The 24,309-nt window shown below is 72.6% G+C and carries 21 protein-coding genes; 5 read left to right on the top strand and 16 right to left on the bottom strand.

Annotated elements, in window-relative coordinates; all coding sequences use genetic code 11:
- Position 1 precedes the first annotated feature (1 nt).
- Positions 2 to 481 (bottom strand): DUF948 domain-containing protein, encoded by a 480-nt coding sequence (locus AC07AL_RS17125; RefSeq protein WP_363583100.1) that lies wholly within the window; start codon positions 479 to 481, stop codon positions 2 to 4.
- Positions 482 to 733: 252 nt separating this feature from the next.
- Between AC07AL_RS17125 and AC07AL_RS17120 the strand changes: the two genes are divergently transcribed.
- Positions 734 to 2,962: an ATP-binding protein gene (locus tag AC07AL_RS17120; protein ID WP_478317735.1), complete on the top strand. Its 2,229-nt coding sequence runs from the start codon at positions 734 to 736 to the stop codon at positions 2,960 to 2,962.
- A 56-nt stretch (positions 2,963 to 3,018) separates the two neighbouring features.
- A complete protein-coding gene (locus tag AC07AL_RS17115; protein ID WP_380377234.1) occupies positions 3,019 to 3,339 on the top strand; it encodes a tetratricopeptide repeat protein in 321 nt (106 codons plus the stop codon).
- A 110-nt stretch (positions 3,340 to 3,449) separates the two neighbouring features.
- Here AC07AL_RS17115 and rpsD read toward each other — a convergent pair whose 3' ends face one another.
- From rpsD to ppk2, 3 genes are all read right to left on the bottom strand, one after another.
- Positions 3,450 to 4,064 carry a 30S ribosomal protein S4 gene (gene rpsD / locus AC07AL_RS17110; protein WP_063346792.1) on the bottom strand — a complete coding sequence of 205 codons (615 nt, stop codon included), beginning with the start codon at positions 4,062 to 4,064 and terminating at the stop codon, positions 3,450 to 3,452.
- Between the two features lie 324 nt (positions 4,065 to 4,388).
- Entirely contained in the window at positions 4,389 to 5,738 is a 1,350-nt protein-coding gene (locus AC07AL_RS17105) for a replication-associated recombination protein A (RefSeq protein WP_363583096.1), read from the bottom strand.
- 50 nt (positions 5,739 to 5,788) lie between these two features.
- Complete coding sequence (gene ppk2, locus AC07AL_RS17100) at positions 5,789 to 6,628, bottom strand: polyphosphate kinase 2 (protein WP_478317734.1); 840 nt, start codon at positions 6,626 to 6,628, stop codon at positions 5,789 to 5,791.
- 228 nt (positions 6,629 to 6,856) lie between these two features.
- Here ppk2 and AC07AL_RS17095 point away from each other — a divergent pair, with 228 nt between their 5' ends.
- Positions 6,857 to 7,813, top strand: a complete 957-nt coding sequence (locus AC07AL_RS17095) for a LysR family transcriptional regulator (RefSeq protein WP_363618258.1) — start codon at positions 6,857 to 6,859, stop codon at positions 7,811 to 7,813.
- Positions 7,814 to 7,817: 4 nt separating this feature from the next.
- Here the strand turns inward: AC07AL_RS17095 and AC07AL_RS17090 are convergent, their stop codons facing one another.
- The 4 genes from AC07AL_RS17090 to AC07AL_RS17075 form a co-directional block, all read right to left on the bottom strand.
- The gene (locus AC07AL_RS17090) at positions 7,818 to 8,327 is read right to left on the bottom strand and encodes a GNAT family N-acetyltransferase (protein WP_478317733.1); all 510 of its coding nucleotides are present in this window, start codon (positions 8,325 to 8,327) and stop codon (positions 7,818 to 7,820) included.
- Positions 8,328 to 8,419: 92 nt separating this feature from the next.
- On the bottom strand, positions 8,420 to 10,201 hold the full coding sequence (gene aspS / locus AC07AL_RS17085) for an aspartate--tRNA ligase (RefSeq protein WP_363583088.1): 1,782 nt from the start codon (positions 10,199 to 10,201) through the stop codon (positions 8,420 to 8,422).
- Positions 10,198 to 11,460 carry a histidine--tRNA ligase gene (gene hisS / locus AC07AL_RS17080; protein ID WP_350877873.1) on the bottom strand — a complete coding sequence of 421 codons (1,263 nt, stop codon included), beginning with the start codon at positions 11,458 to 11,460 and terminating at the stop codon, positions 10,198 to 10,200. Before hisS ends, aspS begins: the two co-directional genes overlap by 4 nt.
- Before the next feature lie 11 nt (positions 11,461 to 11,471).
- Complete coding sequence (locus AC07AL_RS17075) at positions 11,472 to 12,179, bottom strand: MBL fold metallo-hydrolase (RefSeq protein ID WP_063346799.1); 708 nt, start codon at positions 12,177 to 12,179, stop codon at positions 11,472 to 11,474.
- 274 nt (positions 12,180 to 12,453) lie between these two features.
- On the opposite strand from AC07AL_RS17075, the gene AC07AL_RS17070 reads away from it, so the two are divergent.
- Positions 12,454 to 13,296 (top strand): peptidylprolyl isomerase, encoded by an 843-nt coding sequence (locus AC07AL_RS17070; RefSeq protein ID WP_363583084.1) that lies wholly within the window; start codon positions 12,454 to 12,456, stop codon positions 13,294 to 13,296.
- A gap of 265 nt (positions 13,297 to 13,561) precedes the next feature.
- The gene (locus tag AC07AL_RS17065; protein WP_363583082.1) at positions 13,562 to 14,791 is read left to right on the top strand and encodes a DUF349 domain-containing protein; all 1,230 of its coding nucleotides are present in this window, start codon (positions 13,562 to 13,564) and stop codon (positions 14,789 to 14,791) included.
- 62 nt (positions 14,792 to 14,853) lie between these two features.
- On the opposite strand, the gene AC07AL_RS17060 is transcribed toward AC07AL_RS17065, so the two are convergent.
- From AC07AL_RS17060 to ruvC, 8 genes are all read right to left on the bottom strand, one after another.
- Positions 14,854 to 17,271 carry a RelA/SpoT family protein gene (locus tag AC07AL_RS17060; RefSeq protein ID WP_400330135.1) on the bottom strand — a complete coding sequence of 806 codons (2,418 nt, stop codon included), beginning with the start codon at positions 17,269 to 17,271 and terminating at the stop codon, positions 14,854 to 14,856.
- Positions 17,272 to 17,461: 190 nt separating this feature from the next.
- Positions 17,462 to 18,013, bottom strand: a complete 552-nt coding sequence (locus AC07AL_RS17055; RefSeq protein WP_363583080.1) for an adenine phosphoribosyltransferase — start codon at positions 18,011 to 18,013, stop codon at positions 17,462 to 17,464.
- A 25-nt stretch (positions 18,014 to 18,038) separates the two neighbouring features.
- Entirely contained in the window at positions 18,039 to 19,136 is a 1,098-nt protein-coding gene (gene secF, locus AC07AL_RS17050; protein ID WP_363583078.1) for a protein translocase subunit SecF, read from the bottom strand.
- Positions 19,137 to 19,140: 4 nt separating this feature from the next.
- Positions 19,141 to 20,931 (bottom strand): protein translocase subunit SecD, encoded by a 1,791-nt coding sequence (secD, locus tag AC07AL_RS17045; RefSeq protein ID WP_400803616.1) that lies wholly within the window; start codon positions 20,929 to 20,931, stop codon positions 19,141 to 19,143.
- 146 nt (positions 20,932 to 21,077) lie between these two features.
- Positions 21,078 to 21,485: a preprotein translocase subunit YajC gene (gene yajC, locus AC07AL_RS17040; RefSeq protein ID WP_363583076.1), complete on the bottom strand. Its 408-nt coding sequence runs from the start codon at positions 21,483 to 21,485 to the stop codon at positions 21,078 to 21,080.
- 259 nt (positions 21,486 to 21,744) lie between these two features.
- Complete coding sequence (gene ruvB / locus AC07AL_RS17035) at positions 21,745 to 22,821, bottom strand: Holliday junction branch migration DNA helicase RuvB (protein WP_363583074.1); 1,077 nt, start codon at positions 22,819 to 22,821, stop codon at positions 21,745 to 21,747.
- Between the two features lie 46 nt (positions 22,822 to 22,867).
- Complete coding sequence (ruvA, locus tag AC07AL_RS17030) at positions 22,868 to 23,479, bottom strand: Holliday junction branch migration protein RuvA (RefSeq protein WP_063346808.1); 612 nt, start codon at positions 23,477 to 23,479, stop codon at positions 22,868 to 22,870.
- On the bottom strand, positions 23,476 to 24,018 hold the full coding sequence (ruvC, locus tag AC07AL_RS17025; protein ID WP_363618240.1) for a crossover junction endodeoxyribonuclease RuvC: 543 nt from the start codon (positions 24,016 to 24,018) through the stop codon (positions 23,476 to 23,478). The genes ruvA and ruvC overlap by 4 nt, the downstream gene beginning before the upstream one ends.
- Positions 24,019 to 24,309 lie beyond the last annotated feature (291 nt).

The following is a 24,309-nucleotide window of genomic DNA, read 5'->3' as shown; positions in this document are numbered from 1 at the left end:
GTCAGCCCCTCACCGCGCGCCGGACCCGGGAGAACAGGCCGTTCCTGGGCGCGGTCGCGGCGCGCACCTCGGCCCGGATCAGCCGGGCCAGCTCCTCGCGCTCGCCGCTCTGCGACGGCACGGACGGCTGGCCGCCCTGCTGCTTGGCGACGGCCTTGCGGACGCCGTAACTGAAGGCCGCGACCTTCACCAGCGGCCCGCCCAGGGTGGCGGCGACGGTGGAGGAGAGCGCGTTGGCGTTGGCGGCGGCGTCCTGCACGTTGGCGGTGATCTCGTCCACCCGCTCCAGCTGCTGGTTGGCACTGCGCACGGCGGCGCCCGCGTCGCTCAGCAGCGGGACGGCCTGCTCGGTGACGGCGGAGACGAGGACAGTGGCCTCCTTCAGCACTCGCGAGAGGCGGACCAGCACCACGGCGAGCAGGGTGACCAGGACCGCCCAGAACACGGCGACGAGCAACCCGGCCAGCTCTCCCACGGACACCTTTGCGCGCTCCCTCGCCTTGCTGTTCTCCAAACGGAACCCTATCGCGCCCACGCCCGGTTTCCGGACCGGGTTGTCGCCGGGCCCCGGGGTCCGCCGTCGCGTCGGCCCCCGGCCGAACCGGTCGGATGTGCGAACCGCGCGCGTAACCTACCGGCCGGTCACCTCGTTCTGCCAGGCGGGCCGTCGCCCGTACGGCCCGACGAACGTCCGGGCCCCGACGGTCCGGGCCAGGAACACGGGGAGCAGCGCTTGGCCGGCGACTGGAGAGCACAGTCCGGGGAACCCGCGGCGCGGCCGCGCGAGCCGGAGCCCGGTCGGCTGCCGGCCGAGGTGACGGGCTTCGTCGGGCGGCAGCGGGAGCTGGCCGAGCTGGCGGGCCTGCTGGCCGGCGCCCGGCTGGTGACGGTGACCGGGCCGGGCGGGGTGGGCAAGAGCCGACTGGCCCTGCGCGCCGCCGCCCGGGCGGCCGGCGCCTTCCCGGACGGCACCTGGCTGGTCGAGCTGGCCCCGGTGCAGGACCCGCTGCTGCTCGGCCGCGCGGTGCTGGAGGCGCTGCGGCTGACCGACGGCACCGCCCGCCCGCCGCTCGACCTGCTCACCGAGCGGCTGTCCGGCCGGTGCACGCTGCTGGTGCTGGACGGCTGCGAACACCTGGTGCAGGCCTGCGCCGAACTGGCGGACGCGCTGCTGCGGGCGCTGCCCGGCCTCCGGGTGCTGACCACCAGCCGCGCCGCGCTGCGGGCCTCGGGCGAGCACCTGCTCACCCTGGCCCCGCTGCCGGTCGACCCGCGGCCGAGCGATCCGGGCGGTCCGAGCGATCCGGGCGGACTGCCGGACGCGGTGCGGCTGTTCGCCGAGCGGGCCCGGGCGGTGCTGCCCTCCTTCGCGCTGACCGAGGCCGACGCCGAGGCGGTGAGCCTGCTCTGCCGCCGTCTGGACGGCCTCCCGCTGGCGGTGGAGCTGGCGGCCGGGCGGCTGCGCGCGCTGTCGGTGGAGCAGATCACCGCCCGGCTGGACGACCGGTTCCGGCTGCTCACCGGCGGCTCCCGGACGGCCCTGCCGCGGCACCGGGCGCTGCGCACCACGATCGGTTGGAGCCATGAGCTCTGCACCGTGCAGGAACGTTTACTCTGGGCCCGCCTGTCGGTCTTCGCCGGCAGTTTCGACCTGGAGGCCGCCGAGTACGTCTGCGCCGGTGACGGCCTGGAGGCCGAGGACGTGCTCGACCTGCTCGACGAACTGGTCGGCAAGTCCGTGGTGCTGGGCGAGGACAGCGCCTTCGGCGTCCGCTTCCGGCTGCTGGACACCCTGCGCGACTACGGCGGCCAGTGGCTGCGGGCCGCCGGCCAGGAGCAGCGGCTGCTGCGCCGCCACCGCGACTGGTACCTGGGCGTGGCCACCTGGGGCGAGGTCGAGTGGTTCGGGCCCCGGCAGGCCGAGACCGCCGAGCGCACCGAACTCGCCCACCCCAACCTCCGCGCGGCGCTGGAGTTCTGCCTCGCCGAGCCCGGCGAGGAGCAGATCGCCCTGCTGCTGGCGGGCACGCTGTGGTTCTACTGGGTCGGCTGCGGCCACCTCGGCGAGGGGCGGCACTGGCTGGACCGCGCGCTCGCCCTGGACCGCGAGCCGACCGAGGCCCGCGCCAAGGCCCTCTGGGTGACCGGCCATCTGGCCACCCTGCAAGGCGACCTGGAGACGGCCCGCCCGGCACTGGAGGAGTGCCGCCGCCAGGCCCTGGACACCGGCGACGACCGGGCGCTGGCCTACGCCGTCCACCGGCAGGGCAGCGCGGCCCTGATCGGCGACGAGCCGGACCGCGCCGCCGAGCTGTTCGAGGAGGCGCTCTGGCACTACCGGACGATCGGCGAGCTCAACAGCAACGTCGTGCTGGCCATGGTCGAGCTGGGCCTCGCGTACCTCTTCCAGGGGGATCCGGAGAGCGGGGAGCTCTGGTTCGGCCAGGCCCGCGAGCTGTGCGAGGAGCACGGCGAGCAGTGGGCGTACGCGTACGTGCTGTACGCGATGGCGTACGCGCACTGGATGGACGGCGCAGTCCGGGCGGCCCGCGCCCTGGCCCGGGAGGGCCTGCGGCTGAACCACCTGTTCCACGACCTGCTGGGCATCGCGCTGGCGATCGACCTGCTGGCGCTGCTGGAGACCGAGCCGGGCGCGCCGGGCGACCTGGGCGGGGCCCGGGTGCTGCAGGGCGCCGCGCACCGGATCTGGGGCGCGGTCGGCCTGCCCTTCCTGGGCTCGCGGTCCTTCTTCGGCCCGCACCAGGAGTGCGCGGAGCGGGCCCGGGCGGGGCTGACCGCGCAGGAGTACGAGCGGTGCTACCAGGCCGGGGCCCGGCTCGACCTGGACGCGGCGGTCTCCCGGGCGCTGGGCGGCAGCGGGCCGGCGGGCGGCCCGGAGCCCGGGTCCGGGCCCTGCTCGGTGCCGTCCGCACCGACGCCCGCACCGGCCAGGAATAGCTGAAACTTGCCGATTGCTTGAGGAGGCAAGGAACCACCCGGAAGGAGCACCCCGTGGCCGTGACCACCGCCGCCGACGAGTACCGCCTCGCGACGTTCCACTTCGAGTCCAAGGCCTACGCCGACGCCGCCCGCATGCTGGAGGGCGTGCTGGCCGAGGAACCGGCCAACCTCTCGGTCCGGCTGCTGCTGGCCCGCAGCTACTACCACTCCGCCCAACTCGGGCGCGCCGAAGCCGAGTTGCTCCGGATCCTGGACACCGACCCGGCCGAGGACTACGCCCGGCTGATGCTCGGCCGCACCCTGGAGCGCCAGGGCCGCGCCGAGGAGGCCCGCCCGCACCTGCGGCTGGCCGCGGCGATGACCGGCGAGAACCGCTAGGTCCTGTCCGGCCGGCACCAGGAGCTGCCACCGGAAAAGGGGCGAGCCCCCGCCGCCTCGAAAGGCGACGGGGGCTCGCTGAGGTACCGCAGATGCGGAACCGCCGCGGGTCAGCGCGAGTAGTACTCGACCACCAGCTGCTCGTCACAGATCACCGGGACCTCCTTGCGCTGCGGCGCACGGTCCAGGCGGAAGGCCAGGGCCTTCAGGTTGACCTCGAGGTACTTCGGGGTCTGGCCCTCGCCCGCGTAGCCACCCTCACGGGCGACCTGGAACGGGACCTTCTCCTTGCTGCGCTCGCGGACGGTCACCACGAAGCCCGGCTTCATCTGGTACGACGGCTTGTTGACCTTGCCACCGTTGACCTCGATGTGGCCGTGGACGACCATCTGGCGGGCCTGGTAGATGGTGCGGGCAATGCCCGAACGCAGCACCAGCGAGTCCAGACGGGTCTCCAGCTCGGCGACGAGCGCCTCACCGGTCTTGCCCTCGGCCTTCTTCGCGCGGTCGAACGCGCGCGCCATCTGCTTCTCGCTCAGGTCGTACTGGGCGCGCAGACGCTGCTTCTCGAGCAGACGGACCTTGTAGTCCGAGTTCTGCTTGCGACCACGGCCGTGCTGGCCGGGCGGGTACGGGCGGGCCTCGAAGTACTTGACGGACTTCGGGGTCAGCGGCACGCCGAGCGCACGCGCGATCTTGACCTTGGGACGCTTCTGGTTCGCCATGAACCAAACCTTCCTTGCTTACGAATACGGCTTCACCAGGTGTTGACGGAGGTCGCATCTCGCGACCCGGAGACAACCCATCGCCGAGGCGATGCGGTCAGCCGCTCTCCGGAGCCGGGCACAAAAGTGCTGGTCACACGGAACAGCCCGGAAACCCGGGCCGTCCGCGACACCGAAACGGTGCGCGACGCTCCTGGTGCGGGCCTCCCGGAGGAGGCCTACGGCCGATGCCCCGCTGGTGTGGCCGGTCGGTGGGGTCTCCCCCGCCGCCGTCCCGGGACGTGGCACTCCGACCGATTGTACCGGGTGCTCGACCGCCCCTTCTCACTCGCCCCTGAGCCGGCCCCGCGTCCACTCCACGACGTCCGCGTAGCGGGCCTCGCCGCCGCGCCGGGTCGGCTGGTAGTAGTCCTTGCCGTGCACCGCGTCCGGCGCGTACTGCTGGGCCGCGATGCCCTCCGGCAGGTCGTGCGGGTACTGGTAGCCCCGGCCGTGGCCGAGCTTGCCCGCGCCGCCGTAGTGCGCGTCCCGCAGGTGCGGCGGCACCGCGCCCGCGAGCCCCTGCCGGACGTCCGCCAGCGCCGCGTCGATCGCCAGGTAGGCCGCGTTGGACTTGGGCGCCAGGGCCAGCGCGATCGCCGCCTGGGAGAGGATGATCCGCGCCTCCGGGAAGCCGATCAGGGCCACCGCCTGGGCCGCCGCGACCGCCGTCTGGAGCGCCGTCGGGTCGGCCAGGCCGACGTCCTCGCTGGCCGAGATCATCAGCCGGCGGGCGATGAACCGCGGGTCCTCCCCCGCCTCGATCATCCGGGCCAGGTAGTGCAGGGTGGCGTCCACGTCGCTGCCCCGGATCGACTTGATCAGCGCGCTCGCCACGTCGTAGTGCTGGTCGCCGTCCTTGTCGTAGCGCACCGCCGCCTGGTTGACGGCCGTCTCCGTGGTGGCCAGCGTGATGCTCGCCTCGCCCTTCTCCAGCGCCGCCCCGGCCGCGGCCTCCAGCGTGGTGAGCGCCCGCCGGGCGTCACCGCCGGCGAGGCGCACCAGGTGGTCCTCGGCCTCCGCCGTCAGGTCCAACGCGCCCCCCAGGCCGCGTTCGTCGGCCACCGCGCGGCGCAGCAGGGCGCGGACGTCCTCGTCGGTCAGCGACTCCAGGGTGAGCAGCAGCGAGCGGGACAGCAGCGGGGAGATCACCGAGAAGTACGGGTTCTCCGTGGTCGCCGCGATCAGGGTGACCCAGCGGTTCTCCACGGCCGGCAGCAGCGAGTCCTGCTGGGCCTTGGAGAAGCGGTGGATCTCGTCCAGGAACAGCACCGTCTCCCGGCCGGACATGCCGACCGCTCGCCGGGCGCCGTCGATCACCGCCCGGACCTCCTTGACCCCGGCGGTGATCGCGGACAGCTCGACGAAGCGGCCCTCCACGGCCTGGCTGATCACGTGCGCGAGGGTGGTCTTGCCGGTGCCGGGCGGGCCCCAGAGGATCACCGAGCTGGTCGCCGCCGGCCCGCGCGAGCCCGAGACCAGCCGCCGCAGCGGCGACCCGGGCTTCAGCAGCTGCCGCTGCCCGGCCACCTCGTCCAGGGTGCGCGGACGCATCCGTACGGCCAGCGGCGCCCGGCCGGGCTCCCTGCTCTGGCGTTCCTCGGCGGCGGCGGTGAAGAGGTCCGGTTCGTCCACACCGAAAGCCTATGCGAGGCCGCCGACACACCCGCCGGAGCGAGCCGGCCTCATCGCGCCCGGGCCGCCCGCCGATCGAGGCGGGCCGCGTGGTCCGGGACGTACTTCTGCAGGTCGCGCGGGGGCCGCTGGTAGCCGCGCGGGGCCGGGCGGGGCGGCAGGTCGATCTGCGGGGCGGTGATCTCGCGGTACGGCACGGTGGAGAGCAGGTGGGCGATCATGTTGATCCGGGCCCGCCGCTTGTCGTCGCTCTCCACCACGTGCCAGGGCGAGTCCGGGGTGTCGGTGTAGACGAACATCTCGTCCTTGGCCCGCGAGTAGTCCTCCCAACGGGTGATCGACTCGACGTCCATCGGGGAGAGCTTCCAACGCTTCATCGGATCCTCCAGCCGGTCCCGGAAGCGCCGTTCCTGCTCGGTGTCGCTCACCGAGAACCAGTACTTGCGCAGCAGGACGCCCTCCTCGATCAGCATCCGCTCGAAGGTCGGGCACTGGTGCAGGAACTGCCAGTACTGCTCGTCCGTGCAGAAGCCCATGACCCGCTCGACGCCGGCCCGGTTGTACCAGCTGCGGTCGAACAGCACGATCTCCCCCGCGGCCGGCAGCTGCTCGACGTACCGCTGGAAGTACCACTGGGTCTTCTGCCGCTCGGTCGGGGTCGGCAGCGCCGCGACCCGGGCGATGCGCGGGTTCAGGTACTCCGTCACCCGCTTGATCGCGCCGCCCTTGCCGGCGGCGTCGCGCCCCTCGAAGACCACCACCAGCCGGGCGCCCTCGACCCGCACCCACTCCTGGAGCTTCACCAGTTCCTGCTGGAGCCGCAGCAGTTCCCGCTCGTACGGCTTCCTCGCGAGTCGTTCCGGCTTCGCGGTCCGCTGCTCCTCGGCCACCTGGGGTCCTCCGTCCGGCTGCTGCTGATGAGCACTCACCGTAGGCGCTGGAGGCCGCCCCCGCAGGTCGGCGGACGGGTGGGGGGGGGGGGGGGGGCGCCCCCCCCCCCCCCCCCCCCCCCCCCCCCCCCCCCCCGCTCCCCCGTCCGGTCGGCGTGAACGCCGAACGACCAACCTTGACCCACACCTGCCGGACGGGTCCAATATCCGGTTCCATAACCTTGGGGCATGGATGTCGACACCCGCCTGCTGCGCAGCTTCGCCGCGGTCTGCGAGGAGGGTCAGCTGACCGCCGCCGCGGCCCGGCTGTTCGTCTCCCAGCCGACGCTCACCAAGCAGATCCGCCAGCTGGAATCGCTGCTCGGGGTCGCGCTGTTCGAGCGCTCGCGGCGCGGCATGGCGCCCACCCCGGCCGGGCGGGCGCTGGCGGACTACGCCGGGGCGATGCTGGCCGGCTGGGAGGACGCGCTGCGTGCCACCCGGGCGGCCGCCGCCGAGCAGGGCTCGGTGCTGCGCGTGGGGTTCGAGGGCGGCATCATCAACCTGATGACCCGCAGCACCGTCGCCGACTTCGCCCGGCGGATGCCCGGCTGGCAGGTGGAGCTGCGGCAGAACAACTGGTTCGACCCGACCTCGGGCCTGGCCACCGGCGAGATCGACCTGACGCTCTGGCACGGCCCGGCGTGGCTGGTCGAGCACTACAACGTCGCCGTGCTCGGCGAGGAGGCGCGGGTCGTGGCGCTGCCGACCGGGCACCGGCTGGCGGACCGGGCCGAGCTGTCCGTCGAGGACCTGCTGGACGAGCCGTTCGTGGCGATACCGCACGAGGCCGGGCACTGGCGCGAGTACTGGCTGGCGGGCCGGGAGCGGGGCGGGCGTCCGGTGCGGATCGGCGCGGTGGCGCACAACACCGACGAGTGGCTGGCCGCGGTGGTGTGCGGTCAGGGCGTCGGCTTCGCACCGGAGACGATGAGCCGGCTGGCCGTACGGGATGACGTCGCGTACCGGCCGGTGCGGGGGCTCAGCCCGAGCCTGGTCGGGCTGTACTGGCCGAAGGACCGCGAACTCACGCCGGCGATGGCCGCGTTCGTGCGCAGCTGCCGGGTCACGGTCCCCTTCGGCCGGCTGGGATCGTCGGGTGGGACGGAGCCCCGGGTGGGAACGCGGTCGGTGGAGCCGACCTGACGGTCTACACCGCCACGAAGGCCTCGGGGTAGCGGCAGAGCCCGCGCGGAGCGCCGTCGTACCCGGGCAGCGGCAGCGCCTGGAAGTAGGCGTCCGGCACCTCGAACGGCCCGCTGACCTCGTGCCGACCGGCCGCGCTGAAGCCGAACCGCCCGTAGTACTCCGGGTCGCCGAGGACGACCACGAGCTTCTCCCCCGCCTCCTCGGCCGCCGACAGCGCGGCCCGGACGACGAGTTCGCCGACGCCCTTGCGCTGCCACTCGGGCGCGACGGCGACCGGCGCGAGCGCGAGGCCCGCGCCGTCCTCGCCGACCCGCAGCCGGGTCAGCAGCGCGTGCCCGATCACCAGCCCGGTCTCGTCGACCGCGACCAGCGACAGCCCGGGCAGCCAGGCCGGATCGCGGCGCAGTGCGTCGACCAGGTCCGCCTCGTCGGGGCCGGGGAACGCGGCCATGTGGACGCGTCTGGTCGCCGGGGCGTCATCCGGACACTCGACCCTTGTGAACACCTGCATGAGTCAACCCTCCTTGTGTCACACGTCATTGTGGACCGGCCCCGGACGGTGGGTGGACCGTCCGGGGCCGTTGAAGGTTAGCGGATCCGGTGTCAGGCCTCGGACTTCGCGGCGTCCTCGCGCAGCTTCGGCTTGGCGTCCACGCCGGCCTCCCGGCGCTGGGCCGGGGTGATCGGGGTCGGGGCGCCGGTCAGCGGGTCACCGCCGGTGGACGTCTTCGGGAAGGCGATGACGTCGCGGATGGTGTCGTACCCGCCGAGCAGGGTGACGATGCGGTCGAGGCCGAAGGCGACGCCACCGTGCGGCGGCGGGCCGTAGTTGAAGGCGTCCAGCAGGAAGCCGAACTGCGAGGCCGCCTCCTCCTCGGAGAGGCCGATCGCGTCGAACGCCCGCTTCTGCACGTCGCGCTGGTGGATACGGATCGAACCGCCGCCCAGCTCCGAGCCGTTGAGGACCAGGTCGTAGGCGTTGGACAGGGCCGAGCCCGGGTCGGTGTCGAAGGTGGCGAGCGACTCGGCGGTCGGGGCGGTGAACGGGTGGTGCACCGCGTGCCAGCCCTGGAACTCGCCCTTGTCGTCCTCGATCGGCTCGAACATCGGGAAGTCGACGACCCAGAGGAAGGCCCACTGCGACGCGTCGATCAGCTCGCAGCGGCGGCCGATCTCCAGACGGGCGGCGCCCAGCAGCTCCTGCGAGGGGCGCTGCTTGCCGGCCGCGAAGAAGATCGCGTCGCCGTTCCTGGCACCCGCGGCGGCGGCCAGGCCGGCCAGGTGCTCCTCGGACAGGTTCTTGGCGACCGGGCCGCGCAGCTCGCCGGTCTCGGCGTCGATGACGACGTAGGCCAGGCCGCGGGCGCCGCGCGCCTTGGCCCAGTCCTGCCAGGCGTCGAGCGCCTTGCGGGGCTGCGAGGCGCCGCCGGGCATCACCACGGCGCCGACGTACGGGGCCTGGAAGACGCGGAACTCGGTGCCCTTGAAGTACTCGGTGAGGTCGGTGAGTTCCTGTCCGAAGCGGACGTCCGGCTTGTCGGAGCCGTAGCGGGCCATGGCGTCCGCGTAGGTCATCCGGGGCAGCGGGTTGGGGAGCTCGTAGCCGTGCACCTCGCGCCAGATCGAGCCGACGATCTTCTCGCCGAGGGCCAGGATGTCCTCCTGGTCGACGAACGAGGCCTCGATGTCGAGCTGGGTGAACTCCGGCTGCCGGTCGGCGCGGAAGTCCTCGTCGCGGAAGCAGCGGGCGATCTGGTAGTAGCGCTCCATGCCGGCCACCATCAGCAGCTGCTTGAACAGCTGGGGCGACTGCGGCAGCGCGTACCAGTGGCCGGGCTGCAGGCGGACCGGGACGAGGAAGTCGCGGGCGCCCTCGGGGGTGGAGCGGGTGAGGTACGGCGTCTCGATGTCGAGGTAGTCGTTCTCCTCCATCACCCGGCGGATGATGTTGTTGACCTTCGAGCGCAGCCGCAGGCCCTTGGCCGGGCCCTCGCGGCGCAGGTCCAGGTAGCGGTAGCGCAGCCGGACCTCCTCGTTGACCGTGCCCGGCTCGTACTCGGCGACCGGGAAGGGCAGCGGGGCGGCCTCGGAGAGGACCTCGATCTCGCTGACGACGACCTCGACCGCGCCGGTCGGGATGTCCGGGTTCTCGTTGCCGTCGGGGCGCACCCGGACGTCGCCGACGACCTTGACGCAGTACTCGGCGCGAAGGCCGTGCACCGAGTCGAGGTCGCGGACCACGATCTGCACGGTGCCGGAGGCGTCGCGCAGATCGATGAAGGCGACACCGCCGTGGTCGCGGCGGCGGGCGACCCAGCCAGCCAGGGTGACGGTGGTGCCTGCGTGCTCCGGGCGGAGCGTGCCCGCGTCGTGCGTGCGGATCACAGCTGCTTCTCCTTCAGGGTGGTGACGAGTGCGTCGAGGGCGACGGGGTTCTGCTCGCCGGTGGTCAGGTCCTTGAGCTGGACGACGCCGTCGGCGAGGTCCCGGTCCCCGGCCACGAGGGCGAAGCGGGCGCCGGACCGGTCGGCGGACTTCATGGCGTTCTTGATGCTCTTGACGCCGAAGGCGAGGTCGGTGGCGACGCCGGCCCGGCGCAGCTCGACCACCTTGGCGAACAGGACGTTCTTGGCCTCCTCGCCGAGCGCGACGGCGTACACGGAGGTCGCGGCGGGCAGGTCGAGGACGATGCCCTCGGCCTCCATCGCCAGGAAGGTGCGGTCCACGCCGAGGGCCCAGCCGACGGACGGCAGCGCCGGGCCGCCGATCATCTCGGACAGGCCGTCGTAGCGGCCGCCGCCGCCGATCGCGGACTGGGCGCCGAGGCCGTTGTGCACGAACTCGAAGGTGGTGCGGGTGTAGTAGTCCAGGCCGCGGACCAGCTTCGGGTCGTCGACGAAGGCCACGCCGTTCGCGGTGAGCAGCTCGCGGACCTTCTCGTCGTACGCCTTGCACTCCTCGCACAGGTAGTCGCGCAGCTTGGGCGCGTCGACCAGCTGGGCCTGCACCGACTCGCGCTTGTCGTCCAGGACGCGCAGCGGGTTGATGTCGGCGCGGCGGCGGGTGTCCTCGTCCAGGTCCAGGCCGGCGAGGAACTCGACCAGGGCGGCGCGGTAGACCGGGCGGCACTGCTTGTCGCCGAGGCTGTTGAGCAGCAGCGAGTAGTCGCGCACGCCCAGCGAGCGGAAGGCGTCGTCGGCGAGGATGATCAGCTCGGCGTCCAGGGCCGGGTCCTCGGCCCCGATCGCCTCGGCGCCGACCTGGGAGAACTGGCGGTAGCGGCCCTTCTGGGCGCGCTCGTAGCGGTAGTACGAGCCGGAGTACCAGAGCTTGACCGGCAGGTTGCCCTGCTTGTGCAGGTTGGCCTGGAGGGCGGCGCGCAGCACCGAGGCGGTGCCCTCCGGGCGCAGCGCGAGCTCGTCGCCGCCGCGGGTGGTGAGGTTGTACATCTCCTTGCTGACGATGTCGGTGGACTCGCCGACGCCGCGGGAGAAGAGCTTCACGTCCTCGAAGACCGGGGTCTCGATGTAGCCGTAGCCGGCCCGGCGGGCGGGCGCGGCGATGCGCTCGCGGATCGCCAGGAAGGTCGCGGAGCTGGGGGGCAGCAGGTCGTAGGTGCCCTTGGGGGCGGTGAAGGTGCTCAACTTCTCTTCCGTCACATTCCTCGTCGCGGGAAAGCCTGGGCGCCGGCCGCCCCTGCTGCCTGTCGGAGGTAGGGGTTGGTGGCGCGCTCGTGGCCGATGGTGGTCTGTCCGCCGTGGCCGGAGAGGACCACGGTGGTGTCGTCGAGGGGCAGACACACCCGGGCCAGCGACCGCATGATCGCCTCGCTGTCCCCGCCCGGGAGGTCGGTACGCCCGATGGAGCCGGCGAACAGCAGGTCGCCCGAGAACAGCACCGGGGGGAGGTCCTCGGCACCGGGCGTCCGGAAGGTCACCGACCCCCCGGTATGGCCCGGGGCGTGGTCCACGGTGAGCTGCAGGCCGGCGAGCTCCAGCACGGCGCCGTCGGTGAGCTCGCGCACGTCGTCGGGCTCGCCGACGGTGAGCTCGCCCATCAGCTGGGTGCCCAGGGCGCGGCCGAGGGCCTTCTCCGGGTCGGACATCATGTACCGGTCCTCGGGGTGGATCCAGGCCGGGACGCCGCGGGCGCCGCAGACCGGGACCACCGAGGCCACGTGGTCGATGTGGCCGTGCGTGAGCACCACGGCGACGGGCTTGAGCCCGTGCTCGCGGACCATCTCCTCGACACCGCGCGCCGCCTGGTGGCCGGGATCGACGATGACGCACTCCTCGCCCGCCGCCGGGGCGACCAGGTAGCAGTTGGTGCCCCAGGCTCCAGCGGGGAATCCGGCGATGAACACGCGCGTCCTTCGTGATGCGGTCGGCAGTGGCGGCTACGGTCGCGGCGGCCGGGTCGGATGCAGCCACCAGTCATGCAGCAAACCAGTGAGGTAAAGGCAGCCTACCGGCGGTGCGGGTGCGGTTGCGAACCAGATAGGGGTGGCGCGCGCGGTTCGCACTGACAGGTTCACCGCGTTCTTACAGGCCCGGTCCCTACACTTGGCCGCCGATGGATGCGATGATCCGCTTCGGTACCCATCCACTTTCCCAGCACATCCGTAGGAGACACGGCCGGTGGTCAGCAGCGAACAGCGGCGGCGGCAGCTCGCCCGAGAGAAGTACGAGCGCCAGATGGAGCGGCGGGTCGCCGCGCGGTCCGCGCGCAGGCGCCGCAACACGATCCTGGGCGCCGCGCTCGCCGTCGTGGTGCTGGCCGGCGGCGGTGCGCTGGTCGGCACCGGCGCGTTCGGCTCGGACAAGGACAAGTCGGCTTCGGCCGCCTCCTCCGCCCAGGCCGCGCCGAGCCAGAGCGCCGAGCCGACCACCCCGACCCGCAAGCCGGTCGAGGGCTGCGCCGATCCGGCGCCGGGCGCGCCGAACGGCAAGCAGTGGCAGGCCGAGCCGGCCATGGCGATCGACGCGGGCGGCTCGTACACCGCGACGCTGGACACCAACTGCGGCAAGGTGACGCTCGCGCTCGACGCGGCCAAGGCCCCGCACACGGTGAACTCCTTCGTCTTCCTGGCCGGGGAGAAGTACTTCGACCACACCAAGTGCCACCGCCTCACCACCGACGGCATCTTCGTGCTCCAGTGCGGCGACCCGACCGCCAGCGCGACCGTCCCGGGCGGCACCGGCGGCCCCGGTTACAAGTTCGCGGACGAGAACCTGACCGGCGCGACCTACCCGGCGGGCACCGTGGCGATGGCCAACTCCGGCCCCGGCACGAACGGGAGCCAGTTCTTCCTGGTCTACAAGGACACCCAGCTGCCCCCGAACTACACCCCCTTCGGCAAGATCACCGGGGGCCTGGACGCGGTGCAGAAGATCGCCGCCGCGGGCACCCTGGAGGGTGCCCCGGACGGCCACCCGATGGCCGACGTCACCTTCAACTCGGTGACCACCGCGAAGAGTTGACATCTCCCGGGGCCGCCCGCAAGGGGCGCCCGAAGCGCCTCGGCGCGGCCCCGGCCCGAAATCGCCCGGCCCGGATGCGGACAGCACCGGGGCTGGTCGCCTATGTTGGCGTTGTATCAGGGTGCCCGCACCCGCCTGGCCGTCACCCTCGGCAGCAAGTCACGGCGGACGGGGACGGCGGACTCATCGGTCCGCCGCACATCAACTGTGGACGACGGACGCGCGCCGCCCCGGCGCGGGCGCGACGTCATGTGGAGGACGCGCTATGAGCAGCGACCCGTGGGGCCGTGTCGACGAGCAGGGCACGGTCTACGTCAGGACGGCCGACGGCGAACACGTCGTGGGTTCCTGGCAGGCCGGCTCGCCCGAGGAGGCCCTCGCCTACTTCGAGCGCAAGTACCAGGGCATCGAGGTGGAGATCGGCCTGCTGGAGAAGCGGGTGCGCACCACCGACCTGGCCGCCAAGGACGCCCAGGCCGCGCTGGACCACCTGCGCGCCCAGGTGACCGAGGGGCACGCGGTCGGCGACCTGGCCGCCCTGGCCAAGCGGCTGGACACGCTCGCCGGCGAGATCGAGAGCCGGCGCGAGGAGCGCAAGGCCGCCCGCGCCAAGGCCCAGGACGAGACCCGCACCGCCAAGGAGACGCTGGTCTCCGAGGCCGAGCAGCTCGCCGAGTCCACCCAGTGGCGGGAGGCCGGGGACCGGCTGCGCGCCCTGGTGGACACCTGGAAGGGCCTGCCCCGGCTGGACCGCAAGAGCGACGACGAGCTGTGGCACCGCTTCTCGCACGCCCGCTCGGTCTTCTCCAAGCACCGCAAGGCGCACTTCGCGACCCTGGACGCCGAGCGCGAGCAGGCCCGGCAGACCAAGGAGGCGCTGGTCGCCGAGGCCGAGGCGCTGTCCTCGTCCACCGAGTGGGGCGACACCGCGGCCGCCTACCGCGACCTGATGGCGCGCTGGAAGTCCGCCGGCCGGGCCCAGCGGGACATCGAGGACGAGCTGTGGGCGCGGTTCCGCGGCGCGCAGGACGTCTTCTTCCAGGCCCGTTCCGCGGTGTTCAGCGAGCGGGACGCCGAGCAGGTGGCCAACCAGAAGCTCAAGGAGGCACTGGCCACCGAGGCCGAGGCGATCCTGCCGATCACCGACCTGAAGGCCGCCAAGGCGGCGCTGCGCGAGGTCAACGAGCGCTGGGAGGCGATCGGGCACGTGCCGCGCGACGCCCGTCCGAAGCTGGACGGCCGGCTGAACACGGTCGAGCGGGCCATCCGCGAGGCCGAGGACGCCGAGTGGAGGCGCTCCAACCCGGAGGCCAAGGCGCGCGCCGCCGGCATGGTCGGCCTGTTCGAGGCGAAGGCCGACAAGATCCGGGCCGATCTGGACAAGGCCCGCGCCGCCGGCAACGCCGGCCGGATCGCCAAGCTGGAGAACGAGCTGGCCGGCGTGCAGACCCTGCTGGAGCAGGCGCACCGCAGCCAGGAGGAGTTCAGCGGCTGATCCGCCGAACGCGCGAGAGAGGGCCCCGGGATCTCCCGGGGCCCTCTCTCGCGCTCGGGGCGCTACTTGCGGGCCGAGGTGACGCGGTAGACGTCGTAGACGCCCTCGACACCGCGCACGGCCTTGAGCACGTGGCCGAGGTGTTTCGGGTCGCCCATCTCGAAGGTGAAGCGGCTCATCGCGACCCGGTCGCGGGAGGTCTGCACCGCCGCCGACAGGATGTTGACGTGCTGGTCTGAGAGCACCCGGGTGACGTCCGAGAGCAGCCGGGAGCGGTCCAGCGCCTCGACCTGGATGGCCACCAGGAACACCGAGGACTGGGTGGCGGCCCACTCGACGTCGATCATCCGCTCGGGCTGCTGGCTCAGCGACTCGACGTTGACGCAGTCGGCGCGGTGCACCGAGACGCCGTTGCCGCGGGTCACGAAGCCGACGATCGGGTCGCCCGGCACCGGGGTGCAGCAGCGGGACAGCTTGACCCAGACGTCCTCGACGCCCTTGACGATCACGCCCGGGTCGCCCTTGGCCCGGCGGCGCGCCGCCCGGCGGTTGTCGTGCGTCGGGGTCGCGGTCTCGGCGAGGTCCTCGGTGGCGCCCTCCTCGCCGCCGAGCGCCTGGACCAGCTTCTGCACGATGTTCTGCGCGGTGACGTGGCCCTCGCCGATCGCGGCGTAGAGCGAGGAGATGTCGGGGTAGCGCATCTCGTGGGCCAGGGTGACCAGCGAGTCGCCGGTCAGGATCCGCTGGATCGGCAGGCCCTGCTTGCGCATCGCCCGGACGATCGCCTCCTTGCCGTGCTCGATCGCCTCCTCGCGGCGCTCCTTGGAGAACCAGGCGCGGATCTTGTTGCGGGCGCGCGGCGACTTGACGAAGCCCAGCCAGTCCCGGGACGGTCCGGCGTTCTCCGCCTTGGAGGTGAACACCTCGACGGCGTCGCCGTTCTCCAGCGTCGACTCCAGCGGCACCAGCCGCCCGTTGACCCGGGCCCCTATCGTCCGGTAGCCCACCTCGGTGTGCACCGCGAAGGCGAAGTCGACCGGGGTCGCGCCGGCCGGCAGGGCTATCACGTCGCCCTTGGGCGTGAAGACGAAGACCTCGTTGCTGGCCAGGTCGAAGCGCAGCGACTCCAGGAACTCGCCCGGGTCGGCGGTCTCCTTCTGCCAGTCCAGCAGCTGCCGCAGCCAGGCCATCTCGTTGACGGCGCCGGCCTTGTCGTCCTTGCGGACCTGGGTCGGGGTGTCGGTGCGGACCTTGGACGCGCCGGCCACGGCGCGCTGCTTGTACTTCCAGTGCGCGGCGATGCCGTACTCGGCCCGGCGGTGCATGTCGAAGGTGCGGATCTGGAGTTCGACGGGCTTGCCGCCGGGGCCGATCACCGTCGTGTGCAGCGACTGGTACATGTTGAACTTGGGCATCGCGATGTAGTCCTTGAACCGCCCCGGCACCGGGTTCCACCGCGCGTGGATGGTGCCCAGCGCCGCGTAGCAGTCGCGGACGGTGTCGACCAGGACCCGGATGCCCACCAGGTCGTAGATCTCGGCGAAGTCCCGGCCCCGGACGATCATCTTCTGGTAGACCGAGTAGTAGTGCTTCGGCCGGCCGGTGACGGAGGCGGTGATCCGGGCGCCGCGCAGGTCCCCCTGGACCTGGTCGATGACGGTCGCCAGGTACTCGTCCCGCTTGGGGGCGCGCTCGGCGACCAGCCGGACGATCTCGTCGTACATCTTGGGGTAGAGGATCGCGAAGGCGAGGTCCTCCAGCTCCCACTTGATGGTGTTCATGCCCAGCCGGTGCGCCAGCGGGGCGTAGATCTCCAGCGTCTCGCGGGCCTTCTTCTCCTGCTTCTCCCGCTTGAGGTAGCGCATCGTGCGCATGTTGTGCAGGCGGTCGGCCAGCTTGATCACCAGGACCCGCGGGTCCTTGGCCATCGCGACGACCATCTTGCGGACGGTCTCGGCCTGCGCGGCCTCGCCGAACTTGACCCGGTCCAGCTTGGTGACGCCGTCCACCAGCAGCGCCACCGAGTCGCCGAAGTCCTTGCGCAGGGTCTCCAGGCCGTAGTCGGTGTCCTCGACGGTGTCGTGCAGCAGCCCGGCCATCAGGGTCGGGGCGTCCATCCCCAGCTCGGCCAGGATGGTGGCCACCGCCAGCGGGTGGGTGATGTACGGGTCGCCGCTCTTGCGCTTCTGCCCGCGGTGCCACTTCTCGGCGACGGCGTAGGCCCGCTCGATGTCCCGCAGCAGCGCCGGGTCGGCCTTCGGGTCGTTCGCCCGGATCGACCGGAACAGCGGCTCCAGCACGGGGTTGAGCACGCTGGAGCGCTGGCCGCCGAGGCGGGCCAGGCGGGCGCGCATGCCACCCGAGGAGGAGCCGCGCCCGGTGGGGCCGGTCGGTCGCGAGGAGGTCGGCGCCGGGCGTGCCGGGGTGGCCCCCGAGGGCGTGGGACGGTTGTCGGGGGCGGCCGCTTCGGCCGTGGGCACAACCTCGTCGGGCAAGGACTCTCCTCGGGGCACCGGGGCCGACCCCTGCCGCGGCCCGTACGGTCGGACGCAACCGGGAGGGGGTGAATCTTCATGGTACCGAGCCGGGCGCCCCGGCGTTCATCCACCCGGGCCGGAAACGGAAGGGCGGCGGTCGGATGATCCGACCGCCGCCCTTCGTTCAGGTCCCTCAGACCGTGACCAGCGTCTCCAGCGGGGCGCCGTTCAGGTGCCCGGACAGCCGTTCCCGGCCGTCCAGGAAGCCCAGCTCCATCAGCACCACGACGCCCACCAGCTCGGCGCCGGCCTCCTTCACCAGGTCCAGCGAGGCGCCGATGGTGCCACCGGTGGCCAGCACGTCGTCCACCACCAGCACCCGCTCACCGGGCGCGAAGGCGTCGCACTGCACCTCCAGCGTCGCCGAGCCGTACTCCAGCTCGTACGAGCGCCGGAACACCTCACCGGGCAGCTTGCCCTGCTTGCGGATCGGCACGAAGCCGAGCCCGGCCGCGAAGGCCGCCGGAGCCGCCAGCACGAAGCCGCGCGCCTCCAGGCCCACCACCTTGGTCGCCCCGAGCTCCCGCGCCCGGTCCGCCAGCGCCCTGGTGAGGGCGCCGAAGGCCTCGGCGTCGGCCAGCAGCGGCGCGATGTCCTTGAACAGCACACCCGGCTTCGGGTAGTCCGGGACGTCCCGGATCCGGCTGTTCAACAGATCGGCCAGTGCGGTGTCGGCGGTGGTCACGGCGTGTCCTTACGATCGGGTCGGTTCAGCGCTTGGTGGACGGACGGCCCTTGGCACGCGTGGTGCCGGCCGCCCGGCCGCGCTGACCGACCATACCCGCAGGCAGGTCCTCGTCCGCGATCTCCTCGTCCGCCGGCACCTCGCCGGCGGCCTTGGCAGCGGCCGCGGCCCGGTGCTGCAGGACCCGCTTGCGCAGCGCCTTCATCTCCGGCTGCTCCTCCTTGAGCTGCGCCAGCAGCGGAGTGGCGACGCAGATCGACGAGTAGGCACCGGCCGCGAGGCCGATGAACAGCGCCAGCGAGATGTCGTTCAGCGTGCCGGCACCCAGGAGGCCACCGCCGATGAACAGCAGCGCGGCGACCGGGAGCAGGGCGACCACGGTGGTGTTGAGCGAACGCACCAGGGTCTGGTTGAGGCCCGCGTTGGCCGCCTCGCTGTAGGTGAGCTTGTTCTGCTTGGTGAGGTCCTTGGTGTTCTCCTTCACGGTGTCGAAGACGACGACCGTGTCGTAGAGCGAGTACCCGAGGATGGTCAGGAAGCCGATCACCGTACCGGGGGTGACCTCGAAGCCCACCAGGGCGTACACGCCGATGGTGATCAGGAGGTCGTGGATGAGGGCGACCAGGGCCGCCACCGCCATCCGCCACTCGAAGGCGATCGCCAGGTAGACCGTCACCAGGACCATGAAGATGATCAGGCCGGTGAGCGCCTTCGAGGAGATCTGCTTGCCCCAGCTGGGGCCGATCACCTGGGCCTCGACGGTGTCCAGCGGCACGGCCAGCTTCTCGGAGAGCTGAGCGCGGATCTCGTCCGAGCTCTTCGGCTCCTCGGTGCTGACCTGGATGCGGATCTTGCCGTTGTCGGTCGACTGCACCAGCGGGTGCGAGGAGACGATCTTGTCGGACGTCTCCTGCGCCTGCGAGACGGTCAGCCCCGGCTTGGTCACGGTGTAGACCGAGCCGCCCTTGAACTCGATGCCCAGGTGCAGGCCCATCGCCAGACCGATCGCCGCGATCAGCACGATCACGCCGGAGATGGAGTACCAGAGCTTACGGCGCCCGACGAAGTCGAAGCTGACCTCGCCCTGGTAGAGCCGGTGTCCCAGATTGGAGAAGCGTGACACGGTGTCAGGCCTCCTTCACGGCGGCAGAGGAGGGGCTACGGCGACGGCTGCTGCGCAGCGGCGGGCGGGCGCCCAGCCGCTTCGGGTCCAGGCCGGACCACGGGTGACCGTTGGCGAAGAACTTGCGCCGGGCCAGCAGCGTGATCACCGGCTTGGTGAAGAGGAAGATCACCACGACGTCCAGCGCGGTGGTCAGCCCCAGGGTGAACGCGAAGCCCTGGACCTTGCCGACCGAGACCACGTAGAGCACGGCGGCACAGAGGAAGGACACGAAGTCCGACACCAGGATGGTGCGCCGGGCGCGCGGCCAGGCCCGCTGGACCGCCGGGCGCAGCGGGGCGCCCTCGCGGACCTCGTCGCGGATGCGCTCGAAGTAGACGATGAAGGAGTCGGCGGTGATGCCGATCGCGACGATCGCACCGCAGACCGCGGGCAGGTTCAGCGCGAAGCCGATCCCGGCGCCGAGCAGGCTCATGATCGAGTAGGTCAGGGCCGCCGAGACGAGCAGACCGGCGATCGAGACCAGGCCGAGGCCGCGGTAGTAGACCAGCGAGTAGAGCACCACCAGCAGCATGCCGATCACGCCTGCGACCAGACCGGCCATGAGCTGGTCGCCGCCGAGCGCCGGGGAGACGGTGGTGATCTCGCCCTTGCTGAATTCCAGCGGCAGGGCGCCGTAGCCCAGCACGTTGGACAGGTCCTGCGCCTCGGCCTGGCTGAAGCGGCCGGTGATCACGGCACTGCCGCCGGGGATCACGTTCTTGACCTCGGGGTGCGAGACGACCTGGTTGTCCAGCACGATCGCGAACTGGTTGTTCGGCGGGGCCTGGGTGGCGAGCTGGCCGGTGACCTTGGTGAAGGCGTCGGTGCCGGCGCCGTTGAACTGCAGCTGGACCTGCCAGCCGGCACCCGTCTGGGTGTCGAGGCTCGGCTGGGCCTTGGAGACGTCCGAGCCCTTCACGGCGACGGGGCCGAGGACGAGCTTCTCGTAGTAGCCGTTCTCAGGCTTCTGCGAGCAGGCGACGACGGCCTTGTCCTCGGGGCCGGTCTGGGCCGCGCGGGCCTCCGGCTTGGTGCAGTCGAGGTTGGTGAAGGCCGTGGCCAGCTCCGGCGGCACGGTGCCCTGGGTCATCGCGGCGCTGACGTCCGCGGCGCTGGGCGGGGTGGCGGGCGCGGACGGCGTGGTGGCGGCGCTCGGGGCGGTGCTCGCGCCCGTCGCGGCGGCGCTCGGGCTGGCGTCGGCGGCCAGCGCCTCACCGGCCGGGCGGCCCTGCTTGCTGCCGCTCGCGCTGGGCGTGCCGGACGCGCTCGCGCCGGCCGAGGCGGTGGACCCGGCGGACGGGGCCGCGCTCGGGGTGCCGGTGGCCGAGGGGGAGCCGGTGGGCGCCGGCGGCGTGAAGCCGCTGGGCGCCACCGCCAGGACCGGGCGGAAGAACAGCTTGGCGGTGGTACCCACCTGGTCCGCCGCGTTCTGCTGGTTGCCGCCCTTGGGGATGTTCACGATGATCGTGTTGTCGCCCTGGGTCTGCACCTCCGCCTCGGAGACACCCATGCCGTTGACGCGGCGCTCGATGATCCCGGTGGCGATGTCCATGTTGGACTTGGTGATCGCCTTGGGGTCTGTCGACTTCGCGGTCAGCGTGATGCTGGTGCCACCGGCGAGGTCGATTCCGAGCCGGGGCTTGGTGTGGCCCGTCCCGAACATGAGGGCGACCAGTCCGACGGTGACGACCAGGATGAGGGCCAGCGCCCGCCCTGGGTAGCCGTCGCGCGGGCGCGACTTGGGTGTTGCCACCTTGCTCGTTTCTCCCTGTCCATGCCACTCCCCCAACCGGACCCCCGTCCGGCTTGTGGCGGGACGGGGGCATGGCGGTTCTGCGGCCCTGAGGTCCTGTGGGCTCGCGGCACTGGGCCGCGCGGCCGGGCTGGTGCCCGACCGTACTACTTGCTCGCGGGAGCCCCGCCCTCGACGTCGCCCTTGGCGCCGCCGTCCTTGGTGAGCGTCAGCGGCTTGTCCTCGACCGGCTCGGCGTCGGCGTCCTCGGCCTCCGGCTCGGCCAGCTCGTCATCGGCGGGGCGGCCGTTGATGATCGCGTCGTACTCCTGGGGGTCCAGGACAGCGGCGATCGCGCTCTTGGTGAAGTGGGTGACCACGCCGGGCGCGATCTCCAGCTCGATGGTCTCCTCGTTGACCGCCTTCACCTGGGCGTACAGGCCGCCGATGGTGCGCACCCCCGCCCCTGGCTCCAGCGAGGTCTGCATCTGCTGCATCTGCGACTGGCGCTTCTTCTGCGACCGGAACATGAGCACGATCGCGATGATCGGGAGGAGAAGGATGATGAAGTTCACTGCAGCCAGGGTCCTTTACGGGCCGCCGACCGGCGGCCTGTGTGGTATTGGTCGGCCCGTCAGGTGAGCGGGGCGGTCCGGCGGAGTCTAGGCGACCCCGAACTGATCGGACAACGCCAAGCATCGCATCCTGCCGCCAAAAGTGGCGACCCTCCGCCTGCACAGTTTCCCCGGACTTCGCCCCCGGCTCGCACGCGGGCCACTCACCGGGGTGGCGCATCGGACGCCTCCCGGGAACCGGCGGGCGGCGATCACCCGTTCAGCCCTCGTCGGCCCGGAGGAGTTCGGATTGCGCGGGCACGGCGCCCCGGTTGGCCTGGACCGGCGGGGTCAGCCCGAGGTGCTGCCAGGCCGCCGCGGTGGCGATCCGGCCGCGCGGGGTCCGGGCGAGCAGGCCCTCGCGGACCAGGAAGGGCTCCGCCACCTCCTCGACCGTCTCGGACTCCTCCCCCACCGCGACCGCGAGAGTCGACAAACCGACCGGCCCGCCGCCGAACAGCCGCAGCAGCGCGGTCAGCACCGCGCGGTCCAGCCGGTCCAGACCGCGGGCGTCCACCTCGTAGACGTCCAGCGCCCGGGCGGCGATCTCCGCGGTGACCTGGCCGTCGTGCCGCACCTGCGCGAAGTCGCGGACCCGGCGCAGCAGCCGGTTGGCGATGCGCGGCGTCCCCCGCGAGCGGCCGGCGATCTCGGCGGCGCCGGCCGGGTCGATCTCCACGTCCAGCAGGGTGGCCGAGCGGCGCACCACCCGTTCGAGCTCGGCCGGGGCGTAGAACTCCATGTGCCCGGTGAAGCCGAAGCGGTCGCGCAGCGGGGGCGGCAGCAGGCCGGCCCGGGTGGTGGCGCCGACCAGGGTGAAGGGCGGCAGTTCCAGCGGGATGGCGGTGGCGCCCGGGCCCTTGCCGACGATCACGTCGACCCGGAAGTCCTCCATCGCCATGTAGAGCATCTCCTCGGCCGGACGGGACATCCGGTGGATCTCGTCGAGGAAGAGCACCTCGCCCTCGGCGAGCGAGGAGAGGATCGCCGCGAGGTCCCCCGCGTGCTGGATCGCCGGACCGGAGGTGATCCGGATCGGGGCGCCCAGCTCGGCGGCGATGATCATGGACAGGGTGGTCTTGCCCAGCCCGGGCGGCCCGCTGAGCAGCACGTGGTCGGGCGCGCTGCCGCGCTTGCGGGCCGCCTGGAGCACCAGGGACAGCTGCTCGCGCACCCGCTCCTGACCGATGAACTCGTCCAGCACCTTGGGGCGCAGCGCCGCCTCGACCGCCTGGTCCTCCCCGTCGGCGGCGGCCGTCACCAGCCGGTCGCCCGGGTCCGAGTCGTACGGACTCATCAGCACATGCTCCAAAGTCGACAAGAGGACAGATCGCCAGATGGCTTTAGCGGGATCGGTTGAGGCCGCGCAGGGCGAGCCGGAGCAGTGCGCCGACGTCCGGCGTCTGCTGGGCCTCCGCCTCGGGGGTGACGGCCACGACCGCCTCGTCCGCCTCGCGCGGAGCGTAGCCGAGACCGGTCAGCGCCGAGTGCAGCTGCTCGCTCCAGGGGGCCGGACCGCTCGCGATCGGCTTCTGCGCCGGCACCGCGCCGTGCGGGGCTCCCAGCTTGTCCTTGTACTCCAGCAGCAGCTTGGCGGCCTTCGCCTTCCCGATGCCGGGCACGGCCACCAGCGCCTTCTCGTCGCCGCCGGCCACCGCGGCCCGCAGCGCGTCGGGGCTGTGCACCCCGAGGATCGCCTGCGCCAGCTTCGGGCCGACGCCCGGCGCGGCCTGGAGGATCTCGAAGACGGCGCGCTCGTCGTCGTCCGCGAAGCCGAACAGGGTCAGCGAGTCCTCCCGGACCACCAGCGAGGTCGCGAGCCGGGCGGGCTCACCCAGCCGGAGCCCGGCCAGCGTGTTCGGCGTGCACTGCACGGCCATGCCGACCCCGCCGACCTCGACCACGGCGAGTCCGGAGGAGATGGCCGCCACGGGCCCTTGCACGAAGGCGATCACCGGCTGCTTCCTTTCAGGGGGGTGGCGCGGGCCGCCCGTACCGCGGCCTCCAGGCGGTTGACCGCCCCGCCGCGCCAGATGTGGCAGATGGCCAGCGCCAGCGCGTCGGCGGCGTCGGCGGGCTTGGGCGGGGCGTCCAGCCGCAGCAGGCGCTGCACCATGGCCGTGACCTGCGCCTTGTCGGCCCGGCCGGAGCCGGTGACGGCGGCCTTGACCTCGCTCGGGGTGTGCAGGGTGACCGGGATGCCGCGCCGGGTGGCGCAGAGCATCGCGACCGCGCTGGCCTGGGCGGTGCCCATCACCGTCCGGACGTTGTGCTGGGCGAACACCCGCTCGACGGCGACCAGCTCCGGCTCGTGCTCGTCGAGCCAGGCCTCCATGCCCTGCTCCACCAGCAGCAGCCGCCGCCCGATCTCGTCCTCGGCGGGGGTGCGCACCACGCCGACCCCGACCATCCGCAGCGGCCGCCCCGGCGCACCCTCGACCACGCCGATCCCGCACCTGGTCAGCCCCGGGTCCACGCCCAGTACCCGTACCACAGCCCCGCCTCTCGTTGGTCGCCGCCCGCCTCCGGGCGCTCCGGCCCGGGCCCGCCCTCCGGCCCACGGCGGGCGACCTGCGAAGGCTACCGTCCGGGTCCGACAGCGCCCGCAAAGACACCGGCCCGGGGGGGGGGGGGGGGGGGGGGGGGGGGGGGGGGGGGGGGAAAGAGAAGCGGGGGCGGGGGGGGGGGGGGGGGGGGGGAGGGGGGTGGGGGGGGGGGGGGGGGGCATCGGGGGGGGGGGGAGGGGCGGGGGGGAAACAGACATGGGCAGCTTTGTTCCGGGACG

This window comes from Kitasatospora sp. NPDC043949, from assembly GCF_056435365.1.
Note: the sequence above shows the minus strand (reverse complement) of the source record. Positions and strands in the feature narration are given on the sequence as shown.

Excerpts from the sequence above, each read along its gene's own strand:
- AC07AL_RS17065 (WP_363583082.1), top strand. The coding sequence starts at position 13,562 with ATGAGCAGCGACCCGTGGGGCCGTGTCGACGAGCAGGGCACGGTCTAC.
- AC07AL_RS17095 (WP_363618258.1), top strand. The coding sequence starts at position 6,857 with ATGGATGTCGACACCCGCCTGCTGCGCAGCTTCGCCGCGGTCTGCGAG.
- rpsD (WP_063346792.1), bottom strand. The coding sequence starts at position 4,064 with ATGGCGAACCAGAAGCGTCCCAAGGTCAAGATCGCGCGTGCGCTCGGC.
- ruvB (WP_363583074.1), bottom strand. The coding sequence starts at position 22,821 with ATGAGTCCGTACGACTCGGACCCGGGCGACCGGCTGGTGACGGCCGCC.
- AC07AL_RS17090 (WP_478317733.1), bottom strand. The coding sequence starts at position 8,327 with ATGCAGGTGTTCACAAGGGTCGAGTGTCCGGATGACGCCCCGGCGACC.